This is a genomic window from Fibrobacter sp. UWS1 (genome assembly GCF_002300445.1).
GTDB classification, from domain to species: Bacteria; Fibrobacterota; Fibrobacteria; order Fibrobacterales; family Fibrobacteraceae; genus Hallerella; species Hallerella intestinalis.
On the sequence record NZ_NSGW01000001.1, the window covers coordinates 653,186 to 668,882 of the forward strand.

The following is a 15,697-nucleotide window of genomic DNA, read 5'->3' on the forward strand; positions in this document are numbered from 1 at the left end:
CCGTTCTTTCGGCCTTAGGCATTCAGACGATCATTCGCTAGCTATCATTCAGCAATTTTTTCAAAAACGCAGCAAAATCACTCTTTATAAAAATGCCTTTGTCCTCGTTGTGCCTAAATAAATTATCTAGTTTATCCTTATCTATCGGAGTGAAAAGAAGTTCCCCCTTTTTATAGTTAGGGAACATCTTTTGAAGCAAAGGGATGTATTCATCCGAATGCAGCGGCACTTGTTCGTGATTATATTCCGCACACGTCGCTATCCATTGATTCAACGTTTCATCATCATAATGAAGCATTAAAAAATCTTCAAAATTATGCGTGTTAAACAAAAAGTCATCTTTGATAGGCGAATCTTTATACTTGGCAGTATTGGATTTTTCTTGATTGTTGCCATTACGGACATAGATATCATCGTCCAAAATCACTTTTATTGGTGTTCTTGGATTTTTTTCACGTTCTTTACGGTATCTTGGGTAAACCGTTGAGTAAAAACCAGTACCGATCGGATTTTTAGAAGGAATTAAAACCAATTTACATTCATTTTCCCGTAAATATCGGTTGAGTTCTTGGATGTAGGCGTTTTCAGACGGACCTTCACACAAAAGAGTTATCATTCTGTTGTTCGCCATACCTAAGCCTGCTATAAATAAGGGAATGGTATGCCGTCAAATTCGCCGGAGAGATATCTTTTTCTAAAATTCGATACATTTCGAATATCAGAAAACTCTACCAATCGCTTTATGGTCGTACCTTTTTTCTTTGTTTTGTTGACGAAATCGATTTCTGAAATTCTTAAAATATCCGCATCCAGTAAATCCGTATTGTGCGCAGAAAAAACAAGCTGGGCATTCTTGGTATTGTAGCGTTTTTCCGTGAACATTTGGACAATCTGCTGAAAAACTAGGGAATGCAAGGAACGGTCCAATTCGTCAATGAGCACAAGACCGCCTTGTTCAAGGGCCGCCAAAATACTTCCCAATACGCCAAAAGCGATTTGCGTTCCCATGGACTCTTCATTAAAATCAAATCGTACTTCTTTTTGCCCGTCATCCTTATGGTATGAATATAGGTATTCGGCAAATGCCTCCGGCCCTTCTTGTCGCACACCTATAGGTGTCCCATCCAAAGGATTCGCCTGTATTTGAAACCCTCCGTCGGCATTTTGTACAAGTTTTGCCTTGTTGATTTCCATTCTTTCGATTCCAAAGTCCAATTTTGACGTTATCTTTTGCAATTTTTCAAACGCCGTTTCCTTTTGGCCCTGGTTCTTAAGAGCGTCCTCGAGCATTTTCATTCCAAGGCCTGCCGGAATCTGGTTGTTCAAGGAAATAAAAACGGATTTAAGGAAAAAATCCAGCACATCCGCGATTTTTTTATTCAAGGCGGGATACTTTGTTCCCATTAAATAAAGGAACGTCCTGTTTTGCAGTCCCTCCCTGCCGGAACATTCCACTCTCAGAAATTCTTTCAGGTCTTTTTCTTTGTATATAGCCGAGGAAACCTCGGAAAAATGAACAAGCTCGGAATCCCTTATTTCAAATACAGGCCGGATGTCGTTGGCCCGTCCTTCTTTTAAAAATTCATGAACAATCTTTTTTTGGGAATATTCAACGCCATAAACAAAAACAGAACCATTTAAAACAATTTTTGTTTCAAAATAGGTTGTTTCATTATCAGAAATCAATAAGTTTGGATCAAACACAGAAGGAAAAGCCTCGCCAGTTCCAAATTTTAAAAGTCGGTTTAGCGCAAAGAAGGCTTTTATGATGTTGCTTTTTCCTCCTGCATTCGCCCCATATATTGCCAAGCAGGGCACCAAACGTTCCCCTTTGTCTTCCAAGAACGGCCACCTTTGCATTTCTTTATAACCATTGGGGGCTTTTCCTTCCTCGTAAGTCATGGAAACAGTCGTTTCAATGATGGAACGAAAATTCTTTATTTTCATGGAAACAAACATAAAAAGAGCCTTTTGGTACCTATTTTTCCAAAAAAATAGGAAAATTTTGCGCAAAAATCAACAAGATGAACATTTTTTTTGTTTATCTTTATGAAATTTCCCGTTTTTACTCCCTATTGATCTGGGTGGATTGCTTCGCCTTTGGCTCGCAATGACGTTAATTGTGTAGTCGCATCGGCAAGTTCAGCTATTTTTGTTTTCAGCTGGTTAAAAAATTCGAGTTTGCGGGCGGGCTGGATTTCTGCGCGGGCTTTCTTTTCGAGGCTTACGATTTCCTTCTGCAACTTTTCAACGCGTTTATGAATATCGAGATTGTCGGCAACGTTCAGGGAGTCGTTCCACGGCTCACCTGCCACTTGCTTTACGATTCCGTTCCATATCGCATCCAAGTCAAGCCCGTCCAATGCAAAACCGTATTCGCCCGCCGAGACCCAATCTTTCGACACCACCACGTAATCATCGTATTTCAAGGCGAACCGGGCCGATTCCCCTACGCACAAAGCCAACAAGATATTCTTTTGCCCAATCCGGTGAAGCAAGGTTTCAACATTTTTCAAGCTAAAGTTTTTCTGTTTCAACACCACACTTGCCACATAAAATCCGGGGACGCGCGAGCCTGGCGCCACGGCAAGCGTCTTCGGGCCAACAACATTCGTAATCGCCACTTGTTTTATTTCGTTGTTGAACGCCGTCTTCTGAGCGGCGGTCACTTCAGGCAACGTACCGATACGCCCAAACAGGGAATCTTTCGCTATAATCCGTTTCACTGCGGTGCTGCCAGGGAATCCAAACACGAACCAGTCTCCTTAAACCACCTAGCGGACCACAAAGAAACAAATCAACTCGAAATCGTCGAGGCCTTTGATTGTTTCGCTCTTGAAATCCACAAAGTCGCCGTTCAAGAAACTGCTGACATCGCTCTCTTCTTTTTTTGCTACAATGGAATCTATCGCCTGTTCCAAGCATCTTGAAATCGCTCCCATATCGCATCCGTCCCTAGTTTCTTCGTTGAACTCGTCGCACAGCACCTTGTTTGGCGAGGTCTTGCCTTTTGCAAGCAGGCGCATCATGTCGAGGATGTCCTTGGGCTGCAAGTGGTTGGCTATAATTTCGCCATCATTTGCCACGTACACCATGTAAAAGGGATACAAGCGATTCTTGCCTTTGATGGCGTCGCCCCCCTTGGTATTCTTGAGTACAAAAATCACGCCCGGCTTTTCGCCCTTCACTACCGCATAGATTCCAAACGGCAGATGGTCCATATCCGTTTTTTGCTTTATGTAGGCAAGTAAATCCATGCGGAACTCGTTCAGACCCAAATCCACGATGGAAACGCCCGACTCCATGTCTTCCAAATCGACGACTTCTTCCTGCAATTTCTTAAGTTGTTTCCTGCGGTATTCCAGGTCGCCCTTTTCGTCCTGGTTTATCAAGTCGTCATCGCCGGTCGCCGTCATTACCGATATGCGCATTCGCGTCTCAACACGTTCTTTCAAATTGATGTATTCGTCAAGATCCAAGTCGGGCCAAAAGTTTACCAACTGGATAACCTTGTTCTTGCTGCCGATACGGTCGATTCGTCCGAAACGTTGCACAATGCGCACCGGGTTCCAGTGAATGTCGTAATTGACGCAATAGTCGCAGTCCTGCAGGTTCTGGCCTTCGCTAATGCAATCCGTCGCAATCAAGATGTCGATATCCTCCTTGTCGTTTGGGTAGAGGACATCGCGGTCCTTGGACCTTGGCGAAAAAGCAGAAAGCACATGGTTGATGTCCGGTTTGAAATTTGGAATATTCGTCCGTCCGTTTGAGTCACCGGTCACAAGCGCCACATTCACGCCGAGTTCATTCTTCAGTGATTCGGACAAATTCGCATAAAGGTATTCAGCCGTATCCGAAAACGCCGTAAACACAAGGACCTTCCGGTTGCCTTCGTTAATCGGATGCGAAACCTTTTCGCGGATAATGCGTTTCAACTCGTTCAATTTAAAATCGTATTCCGGCGTCACGACCTTCACCAAATCGACAAGTTTTGCAAAAGTCTTTATGTCGCCATCGATATCGTTTTTCCACGAAATGTAGTCCATGTCGCGCAAGTCGAACGAAGTCTTTTTCCCGACAGTAAAGAAGTCCGTATTCTGGTCGTCTCCATCAAGGGCAAGCGGATTCGCTTCGACTGTGATTTCTCCGAGTTTATTCTTCTCGAAATTCTCGATTGTCAGAGAAGTCTGCTTCAGGTAACCACAAATTTCTTCTACCGTCATCATAAAGGAATGGACCGAACTTTCCATGCGCTTGAGCAGGTTTATCGCCATGATGCGCTGGATACCGAGTTCGCGGCCCTTGCGGAATTTTTCCGTATCGCGGTCGCCCAAGTAGTTAGGCAATGCGCTTTTCAGTACAAAATTGAGTGGCGTATATATCGTGAGTTTCAGATTTTGCAACAACTCAAAGATTTCGTGGTAATTGATTCCGTCCGCCAAATCGGTCAGCTTGGGCCTAAGCGAAATGAGCTTATTGCGCTCCGGGAACACACCGATTTCCTTCATGTCGTAATAGGTCTGGATTTGCCTGCGGGAACGCGCAATCGTTACACTGTCGAGCACTTCGAAAAAGTCAAAATCCAACCGGGAAAGAAGGTTTTGCGTTGTGCGTTCCTTTTCGGGCAATTTGCACCATGCGTTATAGATCCTTTGTGCCTGTCTGAAAATCTCGTCGATATCCGAGCGCGTAGCAAGTTTGTTGTTGAACTCGTCGGGATTGTCGCAATACGCCAAAGCCAGCTGGTTTCGCAAATCGTAGAAACGGTTGTTTACCGGAGTCGCCGAAAGCATGAGTACTTTCGTTTTCTTGTTTGGCTTGATGATCCGGCTCATGAGCCGCATGTAGCGGTTCTCCTTTTCGCCACCCTTGCTGTTTGTGCCGTTGCCGTTCCTGAAGTTGTGGCTTTCGTCAATTACCACGAGGTCGTAATTACCCCAGTTGATGCTGTTGATGGAAAGGCCCGTCGCAATTTTTCCGTCGTCGCGGGAAAGATCCGTATGATAGGCGACATCGTAACGCAGGCGGTCTTCTGTCAGGGGATTGTTCTTCTGGTTTCCGCGGTAAGCCATCCAGTTCTCGGACAGCTTCTTGGGGCAGAGTACCAGCACATCCTTGTTGCGCCCCTCGTAATACTTGATGACGGCTAATGCCGTAAACGTCTTGCCAAGACCTACGCTATCGGCCAGGATACAGCCGTTAAATTGTTCCAGTTTATGGATAATGGCGACGGCGGCATCTTTCTGGAAATTGTAGAGTTTGTTCCAAACGGCGGTTTCCTTGAAACCGGTCGCCTCGTTCGGCAAAACATCTTCCGATACATCTTCCAGAAATTCACTGAAGATGTTGTAAAGTGTCATGAAGTAGATGAGTTCCGGCGAATTTTCCTGATAGACGCTTGCTATCATCTTGACGACATCTTCGGTGACGTCCTTCAACTTTTCCGCATCGTTCCAGACGGCGTTGAATTTTTGCAGGAACTCTGCGCTCGCCGGATTTTCGAGGCGCGTCACCATGTTCATCAGGTTGTTGCCGCGCTTTACGCCCAAGTCCACCGTTGTGAATGTGTTGATTGGCGTGTAGGTGAATGTTTCTTCGGGATTCTTGACCGAAAGAAAATTATTCATGCCTTCGCGTGTCACGTTCGACTTGAACTTTACCTTGCGCCGAATCCATTCCGCGCATTCGCGGGCCACCACCCGCTGTTTAAGTTCGTTTCGGAGACGCAGCTCGAATTCGGTGCCGTAGAGGGACTTTTCGCGATGGAGCCGCTGGATGTAAAATTCCTTGAGCCCCTTGTCGGAATTTTCGGCGACAAATGTGGGCGACGTAAAAATGAAACGGAGTTCTTCGCAACCTTCCAGCTGCTTGCGGAGTTCGTTGAACGCGTAAATGGAAAAAGGCGGATTTTCGTCGCTAACGCGACTTAGGTTTGTAGTTTAACTTGCGTATAAATATACTCTAAAGGGGTCATAAAGTCAAGCCTTTTTCGAGGCCTGTTGTTCAGTTTATCCTGTATCCAGCGAACTTTCCGGGGAGAGATTCCCTTGAACGACTCCTTCTTGGGAAGATATTGGCGTATTAGACCGTTCATGTTCTCGTTGGCACCGCGCTCCCAGGAGTGGTACGGGTTCGCAAAGTAGTAATCCGCCTTCATAGCTTTCGCTATTTCTGCGTGACAGGCGAACTCCTTCCCGTTGTCCGAAGTGATTGTGAGAATCTTGACTTCGAACGTTTTCTCAAAGTCCTTCAGCGCCCTCACAAGCGTTCTCTTCAGGTCTTTCGCGTTCTTCGTCGGAAGATACCTTATCAGGCTGTAATTCGTCATCCTGTCGTTGATCGTGAGCAGGTTCGCGTCATGGTCCGCGCTGTTTATCAGGTCTATCTCGATGTCGCCTACGCGTGATTTCTCGTCCACGATTGCCGGACGTTCCTCGATGGGCACGCGGCCTACAATCTGGCCTCTCTTGTCCTTCTTCTCCCCGCGCTTACGGTATGGTTTCTTGCCGTGCCGCAAGTGCTTCTTCAGGTCCTCGTCCTTGTTCACATGCCTGTATATCGTGGCGACGCTAGGGACACCCATCCCATCGAGTTTCGCGCGTCCGTTCACCTGTTCGGGAGAGTAGTCTTCCTTGATTTTCCCGTCCACGATTTTCCAGTCGTCCTCGTCGTAGTCGTAATGCAGGTGACTTGTCGCGGCAAGGAGGTCTGCCCGTTCCTGCGACTTGACCGGGTCGTAATGCTGGCGGCCGCCGCCCCTGTTTAGTTCCCTGTAGATTGTGGATTTGTGGACCTTCAGCTGCAAGGCTATGTTTTTCGGGGGGATCTTTGCCGCATTGAGCGCTCGTATTTCGTATCTTTGTGCTTGGTTGAGACTCACCGCCATGTCCTTTTTTGGTAGAATCGGCAAGGTAGAAAAGTTTCGGCCAGGTTCCCCAGGGGCTAGCCCTAGGGAACTTTTTTTCTTCCCGATTCAACCTATATCAGTCGCATTGACGGTGAAAATTCGCGAAACATGCCGCCGCCACCGAAACACGACTGCCGCGACGAATTTTATCAAGAAGGTCGTCCTTGACCGTTTTAACCACATTGTCAAATAATTCCATCTACGAATCGCCTATAGCCCCCACGGCATGGTGAATACGGATGGACGCAGACTCGATGCAACAGAGGCGGGTTGCGCTCTTGCCCGGGCGAGATTTACGCTGTTTTTGAAAACAAAAAGGCGAGAATTCGAATGCGCCCACCGCCTTGAGGAAACGACCAAGTTCAAGGCGAGAACAAGAACAATAACTCTAAAAACCTATTGCCCAACACCTTGCGGCATAGGGCTATGTCAGTGGGAATAGTAGTAAAAATAGATGCCAGCAAAGAAGGATGAGAGATTCAAAAAGAATTAAACTAAAGCGATTGTCAAAAAGTAATCCAGAACGCAGGTTAGAGATCGGCCAAGCGGATTTATTTGCCTGTCGGCGTCTTAGGGGGCGTTCCCCCTAGGCGAGGGGGTGGGGAGCAACAAGCGCAAGCGCGTGCGAGCCAGGGGGAGAATTCCCCCCGCCAAGTCGCCTTCAAGACCTGCGCAATTCCTTTATTCCCACTCGATCGTTCCGGGGGCTTGTGCGTCACGTCATACCAAAGCGAACCCGCTCCAGCCGACTCGAAACGGCGCCAAAGTTCCCCGAGCAAAGCGGGTTCGATTTCGGCAAAATTCGCCGTCATCGCTTCGGAGCTGTTCACCGGGCGCATGACGATGCAGGGCTTTTCCTGCACACGGAGCGGCAGAAGCACCACGGGCATCTGCCAGATTTTTTCATACAAATCGTTTTCTTGCAAAAATTCCGTGCAGATGTTGTCGAATAAACGGAGAGTGTCAAAATTTTTCCGCGTGGCATACTGCTCAACAAGCTTCTCTTCCCCGCCGACGGTTCCAATCTGATACACCACCCGATTGATAGCCTTGAAACGGTTCGCCAATTCCGTGGAAAATTTTTCGCACCGTTTCCAAGAAAGTCCGGGAGTCGAAAGCAAAAACGGCTGCGCATAAGTTCTGCCGTCGCCCTGCACGCCGACGCTTCGAATCGGGAGAATCCGTCCGTCGATTTGATTTTCTTGCAGATATTCGGCAAGCGATTTCCCGGAAAAATCCCGCACGTTTTCCGCAGGCACAATTTCTTCGCCGATTTTTCCCTCGCTGCAAAGCAAGCGCACCCCAAGTCCCGGGCCGGGGAAAGGGTGCCGCCAGACAAGATGATGCGGAATGCCGAGTTCCTCGCCGAGCGCACGGACTTCGTCTTTGTATAAATCGGCAAGGGGTTCCAGAACAAGCCCCTTTTCCATCAGATCCAGAACTTCCTGGACGCGGTTGTGATGCGTCTTGATTTTGTCCGCGTTTTTCGTGCCGCCGCTTTCAATCGTGTCGGGGTAAATCGTTCCCTGCGCCATCATCCATTCGTTTGGATCCAGGTGCAACTTCGCCATTTCGTCGTCCTTGACAACCAGAAATTCCCTGCCGATAATGCCGCGCTTGGTTTCCGGTGCCGTGACGCCCCGCAGTTTTTCGAGGAATTTTTCACTGGCGTCGCAGACTTTCAGATTGTCCATGCCTTCGGCTTTCAGAAAATCCACGATTTTTTGCGATTCGTTCAGGCGCATCATGCCATTGTCGATATGCAAGCCGAGAACCTTTTGAGGTCCGAGGACGCGGTTCAAAAGGACAAACGCCACGGTGGAATCCACGCCGCCGCTCACCAAAAGGAAGACTTTCCTGTTCCCGACCTGCTCACGAATGCGAGACGTAATCAGGGGCAAATAGCTCTTCATATTCCACGATTTTTCGCAACCGCAGAATTTCACAAAGTTTTCAAGGACTTTCATGCCGAAGCGGCTGTGCGTGACTTCCGGGTGAAATTGAAATCCGTAAAGTCTTTTTTCGGGGCAGGCAACGGCGGCAATCGGGCAATCGTCCGTGCTTGCGATGATTTTGTATCCCGCCGGAAGTTCCGAGACGCTGTCCCCGTGGCTCATCCACATGGGCGACGCTTGGGGAACGCCGTCAAATATCGGGTCGGCAGGTTCCAGGACCTTCAAATCCGCGATGCCGTATTCCTTGACTTTTCCCGGCTGCACTTTTCCGCCCTGCTGGAACGCCAGAAGCTGGTGCCCGTAGCAGATGCCGAGCTTCGGGACGGGAAGACTCAAAATTTCGGGGTTGTATTCGGGAGCATCCGCGGCGTAAACGCTGGACGGCCCTCCGCTGTAAATGATTCCCTTGACTCCTTCCAGTTCCGAAACGGGAGCATTCGGGGAATGGATTTCGGTAAAGACTCCGAGACGGCGAACCCGGTTCGCAATCAAATGCGCATACTGGCCGCCAAAATCGAGAACGGCAATCGTATCCATGTTTTTCATATTCGCCCGTAATTATAGAAAAAAAAGGACTTATATACAAAATTCCACCCGATTTGTTTGTAAGTGGTTAGTGATTAGGGGTTAGTTGAAAGTTGTGTGTTGGAACTGATAACTGAGTTCCCCTTGTGAAAGAAAAAGCCCCGTTTGAAAAGAAGTTCACCCTCTCGCAACGTAATACACCTTATTCCGCTCTAGAATTCAAAATTTCCCACAGCAAAGCGTGGCGGGAGATAGGGTGAAGGGAAAAGGGGCTGCTCATGAGTCTTAAGAGTTTTACTCTTTTCGACGAATTGTCCCTGGAAGGGAGCCTTTGCAAAAGCGTGCAAGGCGAATGTTGCGCCGCAAGCTTGCTTGCTGGCATTATCTTCGAGGAGACTAGTAGTATTCGTCATTGCGTACCCACCAAGGAGAAAATCAGTCATATTTGAAAGCGACCGTCATTGCGAAACCCGGAGGGGTTATACGACACTTGTCAATTTATTGACTTAGTGGAGTTATCCTCTATGTGGATATACGACACTTGGTAACTTTGTTACCTTAGTGGAGTTATACTCGAAGTGTAGAAGCAATCCTTTCCCGCAGACAAGATTGCCACGTCGCTACGCTCCTCGCAATGACGAGGTGCCAGCACAGATTGCCATATCGCATTGTTCCTCGCTGGGACGGATTGTGTACAGGATTGCCTGCTCGCTTGCGTTCCTTGCGCAGGCTGTTGTTTTTACGTCATTGCGAACCCCCGTAGGGGTGAAGCAATCCTTTCCCGCAGATAGGATTGCTTCGGCTTACTCGCAATGACGAAATGCCAGCAAGGATTGCCGCGCCGCTATCGCTGCTCGCAATGACGAGGTGCCAGCAAGAATTGCCACGGCGGCGCATCCCTGAAACTTGGAATCTTTGATTCCATAGTTGAAGTATCCCTGCAAGGGACAATTCGTCTAGGGAAGCAAGCTTCCAAGACTCATGGGGCGCTGCATCCCTGAAACTAGGAATCTCCGATTCCGTAGTTGAAGTATCCCTGCAAGGGACAATTCGCCTAAGGGAACAAGTTCCCAAGGCTCATGGGAAAGCGAGCACCTCGCAGTCTGCGAGAAGAAATTCCCCTTGTGAAAAGGAAATTCACGCTTTGAAAAAAATTTTATTTGTGAGAATTTGGAGGAAGATTGTATATAGTCGTCCCTTAAAATCCCGCCCAGCCCGCATAACTATTGGGAAAAATTGATTTCTACCCTGTGAAAATATTGCAAGGTTTTCTAAAATATGACTGAAAACCTTGCAATTTTTCCCATGTACAGACCGCCAAAATCCTCCGCCCAGACAAGCCTTTTCTGTTCCCTTGAGGAGCAGTTGAACCACAAGCATCCCCTTTACGTTCTTGCGAACAAGATTGACTGGAACAAGTTCGAGACCGAGTTTTCGAAACTGTTTGACGACAAAATGGGTGCGCCGAACAAGCCGATCCGTCTCATGACCGGGCTCATCATCCTGAAGCACATCCGCAACGTATCGGACGAGTCCGTCGTGGAGCAGTTCCAGGAAAACGCCTATTACCAGTACTTTTGCGGAGAACGGTTCTTCTCGACGGAGCAACCCTGCGACCCGAGCGAACTTGTCCACTTCCGGCATAAGATCGGCGAGGAAGGCTTGGACATGATCCTCAAGGAAAGTATCCTCGTCAACGATGACCACGATAAACAAGGACCGACAGGATGCGGCACGGTCTTTCTTGACACGACCGTGCAGGAAAAGAACATCACGTTCCCTACAGACGCCAAACTTGCGAACAAGATAATAGAGCAGGTGCAGAAAATCGTGGAAGAACACGGCCTTCCGCAGAGACAGTCCTACAAGAGAACCTTGAAGAAGATTCATCGTGACCAGCGTTTCCGCAATCACCCGAAAAACGCCAAAAAGGCTCACAAGGCGGATCGCAGGTTGAAAACCATCGCGGGACGGCTCGTCCGCGAAATGGAACGGAATCTTTCGAAGAAAAATCTGTCGGGTACGTACAAAGGAAAAATTGAACTTTTCTACAAAGTTCTGGCACAGAAGAAATGCGACAAGGACAAAATCTATTCGCTACACGAACCCGAAGTGAAATGCATCGGCAAGGGCAAGGAACACAAGAAATACGAGTTCGGCAACAAGGTGTCAATTGCCCGGAGCTACAACGGCATCATCGTCGGCGCAGTCGCGTTCAGGGACGAGTATGACGGACATACGATAGACGATACGCTTGACCATGTTGAACAAATGCTTGGATTCAGGCCGAGCCAGGCCGCATGCGACCGAGGCTACCGCGGACAAAAGGAATCCGGAACGACAAAGATCGTGATACCCGACGTCCCGAAGAAAAACGCGACTTACTACCAGAAGAAAAAGGCACACAATCTTTTTTGCAAGAGGGCTGGCATCGAGCCTATCAACGGCCATCTGAAAAGCGATCACCGTATGGGCAGAAATTTCTACAAGGGAATCTTTGGCGATATGCTCAATGCAAAGCTTGCAGCAGCGGCGTTCAACTTCAAGAGGGCCATGAGGCGCTTTTTTGTCCTGTTGGAATGGCTATACTTTTTTTGCCTTCTGTGGAACGGAATGAACAAAAAATGCGAACGTCCTTATCTTGCGTTCGCAAAGTGACCTTTTTAAGGGACGACTATATAATTCCCCCAAAAAAAGGCAACCTCTAAAAATGGCTTTGGTGAATGCTTCGACAAGCTCAACAACCGTTTGTCGAACTAATCGAAGGGCGGCAACCAGCGTGAAGGGAAAAGGGATTCGTGGTCAGATAGACAATGCAGACTAATAGCTGAAAACTGACAACTACCAACTATCTAGAGATGCCCAAAAAGTTAATTTTGCAAAAACGCGATTTCGCCCATGCCCACGATTCTTTTCAACAAGCCTTTCGGCGTCCTCAGCCAATTCACTCCCGAAGGAAACCACCGGGCTCTGGACGAGTTCCACTTTCCCAAAGGCGTTTATGCGGCGGGTCGGCTCGACCACGACAGCGAGGGCGCGCTCCTTTTGACCGACGACGGAAAACTCATCCACAAGCTTCTCGACCCTAAAAACGGACACCCGAGAACCTATCTGGTCCAAGTAGAAGGGCAAATTTCCGAAGCGGCCATTCAAAAATTGGAAAACGGGGTGCTCATCAAAGGCTACCGCACCCAAAAATGCCGAGCGGAAATCGTCCCGGAACCCGAAGATCTTTGGCCACGCCATCCGCCGGTTCGTTTTCGGGCAAACATTCCCACATCCTGGATAAAAATCACCCTGACCGAGGGCAAAAACCGCCAGGTTCGGCACATGACCGCCGCGGTCGGCTTTCCAACACTGCGCCTTATCCGCATTCAAATTGGAAAGCTCTCCCTTTCTGGATTAAAACCCGGAGAATGGAAACCCGTCCGATTTTCATTCCAAGACCTTCTCTAGTAGTGGTCAGAGACAAGAGATTAGTTGGGAGTTGGGAGTTAGAACTGAAAACTGATAACTAACAACTGATAACCGAGTTCACCTCGCGAAAGAAATTCCACTAAAAAAAAATTCAATCGCGAGTACTTCTTGGAGTGTTACACACAGATCCAAAAATTTTTACACGCTTGCAACACGAAACTTCCAAATTGAAAAGGTTTATTGACACTATTTTCTGCTTTCGTGGATTATTTTTTACACACCTGAATAAAAATTTTAAAGGATGGTTTGGAAATGAAATCAAGAAATCTTTTCGCTCTAATGCTGGCTGGGTCCTTTTCCTGGACTTTTGCCGCCAACGGCGACGCTTACGTTTGGCCGGGCTACCGCTCGGACCTGGATTACGACACCAAAACGCACATCGGGGTCGTTCAGCCACCGACGCAATTTAACAACAACTGCTCCGGCGTTACCGGGAAAAAAGCCGGAAAATGGTGGGCGCTTTATTGGGGAACCGATCGGGATTCGCGCATTACGGACGTGACCATCGACAGCATCCTGAAAAAATACGATACGGATTTCAGTTACCTCTACGACACCTTGGGTTGGGCTCCGGATGCCCAGGCGCAGGACGGCAAGTATAGTGCGATTTATTATTATGGTTCGGGGACTTGCGCCGGGGGCAGCAAGACGGATACAACCGGCGGTTGGCAGACTTATATCGCTGATTACACGGCTGTTGCAGCTTCTTTTTATCCGCTTTACAGTTTCAATACCAGTTGCCCCTACCGTGATCGCGTGGCGCAAATGGATGCCATGATTCACGAAGGCATTCACTCGATGACTAACGCCTACCCGGGTGCCAAGGATGCGCATTGGTTCCAGGAAGCGGGCAACACCTGGATCCAGCAGGATATGTTCAGCCATCGCAATGCGGTTTATAGCGGCATGGGATTTTTGAACGCCGCAACCGTCATCGCGCCCTTTATGCCTATAGAAACTTATTCGGGCTGGCTGATTGACGGAACCTTCGGAGGCCCCGGGGGTGGTGCAGACAACGGTGGAGTCACCGGCAGGAACCAGAGATCCCTTTTAGGCGGCGCCCAATACAGCAACATCTTCCCTACTTTTTTGGGGACTTGGCTTGGTACAGGCTCTGTCCGCTGGATTTATGGAAATGCTTACGGCAAGACGAAGTACCTGCTCGAAACATACGCTCTCAACGAAGGACTTGGCATTGAAGGAACCCGTCGCCTGATTACGGAATTCCGAGCGAAACTCGCCCTTTTGGATATGAAGGAATGGTCCAACGAAATCAAGAATTTGCTAAACCAGAATTTCGGGAGCAACACTTATTGGGAACAGGATTACTCGGATAACGGAAACTACAGTTATACTTGGAAGATGACCCCTTACCAGACTGTAACTGCAAGTGGTGAATATCTTGTTCCGAATCAGGATATCACTCCGGGTTGGTCCGGCGCCAACTACATTCCGCTGAAAGTGCAAAGCGGCTCCAAGCAGGTAACGGTGACGTTCTATCCCAATGGCAGCAATTCCAACAACACCAACATGAACTTCCTGATTTGCTACCGCGCGACAGACGGCACACCAGTTTACAGCGAACCCATTACCGGCGAAGGCAGCGTCACTCTTCGACTGGACAAGACGCCCTCTTCCACAAACGGTGCCCAGATGGTCTTTGCCGTCGTCGTGAACACCGATTACCAATACACCAACAACACGAATATCCGTACCAAGCATTTCGACTACAAGCTGAAACTTGAAGAAGGCATCAGCGGAGCCGGCGATGCATACACCAAATACTATAATGACTTCAAACTGGACTATGATTGGAACAGCCTTCCCGGAAGCTCTTCGAGCGGCAACTCCAGTAGCTCTTCTTCGAGACCGGGCAGTTCCAGCTCCGCACCGAGCAGTTCCAGTTCTGTTCCAAGCAGCTCCAGCTCCGTTCCGAGCAGCTCTTCGACAACGCCCAGCTCCAGCTCTTCTTATACGCCGAGCAGTTCCAGCATTTCTTCTTCCTCGGAAGTTGCAGAAACCGTTGTCCTCTCCTACGATGTGAACATCACCCTCCCGATTGACGACAACTACGCCGGAGTTAAATTCGGGCTGAACCTTTCGCAAGTCTCTTCCGCTCTCGGGCTTTCCACTGCGGATATGCAGCAAGCGACTTACTTTGCCATCAACCACGACACGCAAGCGAAAAACACAAATTCTACCGCAAACGCTCCCGGACACTGGTTTGATTCCAAAGGCAACGTCGTAGATTACGGCGAATCGGCAATGATCTATTCGGAATTTCAGTTCGACAAGGATTCCGCTGTCGTCGGACATTACCCGAACCGCGTTTCCAACGGGGATTCTTACTCGTTCCAGCAGGGATTCACCTACAACGGCAAAACCGTCCTCTATAAAGTCACCGTCAAAATCACGAACGAGATTGGCAACGGCGGCGCAACGACGGCCTTGATGTATGGAATCAGCGGACCCGCAACGCATTTCTCCTTGAGAAACAAGCGCGGCATTCTTGACATCCAATACACGCTGCCGAACAAGGACAATGTGAAAATCAGCCTGTTCAATGCCTATGGCGCACTGCTGACTTACGAAATCACCCCGCTGCAAAATGCCGGGACGCACCAGCACCAGTTCGATTTGCGCAATATGCCGCAGGGGACATACATTGTCAAATTGACGACGGGCTCTTATCGCGAAGCCAGAAGCGTCACCATTTCCAAATAACGATACCAATCCCAACCCAAACTCCCGCCGATTTTTTGTCGGCGGGTTTTCTTTTGCTGGCGCATGCACGAAGTGGAAAGTTCCCAAATCGCGTTAGGGATCGTCGCGC

11 protein-coding genes are annotated in these 15,697 nt (G+C 48.6%); 3 read left to right on the plus strand and 8 right to left on the minus strand.

Going from position 1 to position 15,697, the window contains the following annotated elements; all coding sequences use genetic code 11:
* Positions 1–37: 37 nt before the first annotated feature.
* The 8 genes from BGX14_RS02755 to BGX14_RS02785 form a co-directional block, all read right to left on the minus strand.
* A complete protein-coding gene (locus BGX14_RS02755; RefSeq protein ID WP_073306312.1) occupies positions 38–631 on the minus strand; it encodes a hypothetical protein in 594 nt (197 codons plus the stop codon).
* 11 nt (positions 632–642) lie between these two features.
* The gene (locus BGX14_RS16395) at positions 643–1,959 is read right to left on the minus strand and encodes an ATP/GTP-binding protein (protein ID WP_073306314.1); all 1,317 of its coding nucleotides are present in this window, start codon (positions 1,957–1,959) and stop codon (positions 643–645) included.
* Positions 1,960–2,072: 113 nt separating this feature from the next.
* Positions 2,073–2,753 (minus strand): DUF4391 domain-containing protein, encoded by a 681-nt coding sequence (locus BGX14_RS02765; RefSeq protein WP_073306316.1) that lies wholly within the window; start codon positions 2,751–2,753, stop codon positions 2,073–2,075.
* A 21-nt stretch (positions 2,754–2,774) separates the two neighbouring features.
* Positions 2,775–5,627 carry a helicase-related protein gene (locus BGX14_RS02770; RefSeq protein ID WP_198951136.1) on the minus strand — a complete coding sequence of 951 codons (2,853 nt, stop codon included), beginning with the start codon at positions 5,625–5,627 and terminating at the stop codon, positions 2,775–2,777.
* A 299-nt stretch (positions 5,628–5,926) separates the two neighbouring features.
* Positions 5,927–6,886 carry an IS30 family transposase gene (locus tag BGX14_RS02775; protein WP_095878741.1) on the minus strand — a complete coding sequence of 320 codons (960 nt, stop codon included), beginning with the start codon at positions 6,884–6,886 and terminating at the stop codon, positions 5,927–5,929.
* A 97-nt stretch (positions 6,887–6,983) separates the two neighbouring features.
* Positions 6,984–7,106 carry a hypothetical protein gene (locus BGX14_RS16250; protein WP_255404472.1) on the minus strand — a complete coding sequence of 41 codons (123 nt, stop codon included), beginning with the start codon at positions 7,104–7,106 and terminating at the stop codon, positions 6,984–6,986.
* A gap of 352 nt (positions 7,107–7,458) precedes the next feature.
* On the minus strand, positions 7,459–9,408 hold the full coding sequence (guaA, locus tag BGX14_RS02780; RefSeq protein WP_233126378.1) for a glutamine-hydrolyzing GMP synthase: 1,950 nt from the start codon (positions 9,406–9,408) through the stop codon (positions 7,459–7,461).
* A gap of 191 nt (positions 9,409–9,599) precedes the next feature.
* Entirely contained in the window at positions 9,600–9,830 is a 231-nt protein-coding gene (locus BGX14_RS02785) for a hypothetical protein (protein WP_073306322.1), read from the minus strand.
* Between the two features lie 862 nt (positions 9,831–10,692).
* Between BGX14_RS02785 and BGX14_RS02790 the strand changes: the two genes are divergently transcribed.
* The 3 genes from BGX14_RS02790 (at position 10,693) to BGX14_RS02800 (ending at position 15,588) form a co-directional block, all read left to right on the plus strand.
* Entirely contained in the window at positions 10,693–12,045 is a 1,353-nt protein-coding gene (locus BGX14_RS02790; protein ID WP_198951137.1) for an IS5 family transposase, read from the plus strand.
* A 240-nt stretch (positions 12,046–12,285) separates the two neighbouring features.
* Positions 12,286–12,843 carry a pseudouridine synthase gene (locus tag BGX14_RS02795; protein WP_073305918.1) on the plus strand — a complete coding sequence of 186 codons (558 nt, stop codon included), beginning with the start codon at positions 12,286–12,288 and terminating at the stop codon, positions 12,841–12,843.
* A gap of 300 nt (positions 12,844–13,143) precedes the next feature.
* Complete coding sequence (locus tag BGX14_RS02800) at positions 13,144–15,588, plus strand: DUF4859 domain-containing protein (protein ID WP_233126379.1); 2,445 nt, start codon at positions 13,144–13,146, stop codon at positions 15,586–15,588.
* Positions 15,589–15,697: the final 109 nt, after the last annotated feature.

What these genes read in the sequence shown, in the direction of transcription:
- BGX14_RS02755 (WP_073306312.1), bottom strand. Translation starts at nt 631, where the DNA reads ATGGCGAACAACAGAATGATAACTCTTTTGTGTGAAGGTCCGTCTGAA.
- BGX14_RS16395 (WP_073306314.1), bottom strand. Translation starts at nt 1,959, where the DNA reads ATGTTTGTTTCCATGAAAATAAAGAATTTTCGTTCCATCATTGAAACG.
- BGX14_RS02770 (WP_198951136.1), bottom strand. Translation starts at nt 5,627, where the DNA reads ATGAATAATTTTCTTTCGGTCAAGAATCCCGAAGAAACATTCACCTAC.
- BGX14_RS02775 (WP_095878741.1), bottom strand. Translation starts at nt 6,886, where the DNA reads ATGGCGGTGAGTCTCAACCAAGCACAAAGATACGAAATACGAGCGCTC.
- BGX14_RS16250 (WP_255404472.1), bottom strand. Translation starts at nt 7,106, where the DNA reads ATGGAATTATTTGACAATGTGGTTAAAACGGTCAAGGACGACCTTCTT.
- guaA (WP_233126378.1), bottom strand. Translation starts at nt 9,408, where the DNA reads ATGAAAAACATGGATACGATTGCCGTTCTCGATTTTGGCGGCCAGTAT.
- BGX14_RS02785 (WP_073306322.1), bottom strand. Translation starts at nt 9,830, where the DNA reads ATGACTGATTTTCTCCTTGGTGGGTACGCAATGACGAATACTACTAGT.
- BGX14_RS02790 (WP_198951137.1), top strand. Translation starts at nt 10,693, where the DNA reads ATGTACAGACCGCCAAAATCCTCCGCCCAGACAAGCCTTTTCTGTTCC.
- BGX14_RS02795 (WP_073305918.1), top strand. Translation starts at nt 12,286, where the DNA reads ATGCCCACGATTCTTTTCAACAAGCCTTTCGGCGTCCTCAGCCAATTC.
- BGX14_RS02800 (WP_233126379.1), top strand. Translation starts at nt 13,144, where the DNA reads ATGCTGGCTGGGTCCTTTTCCTGGACTTTTGCCGCCAACGGCGACGCT.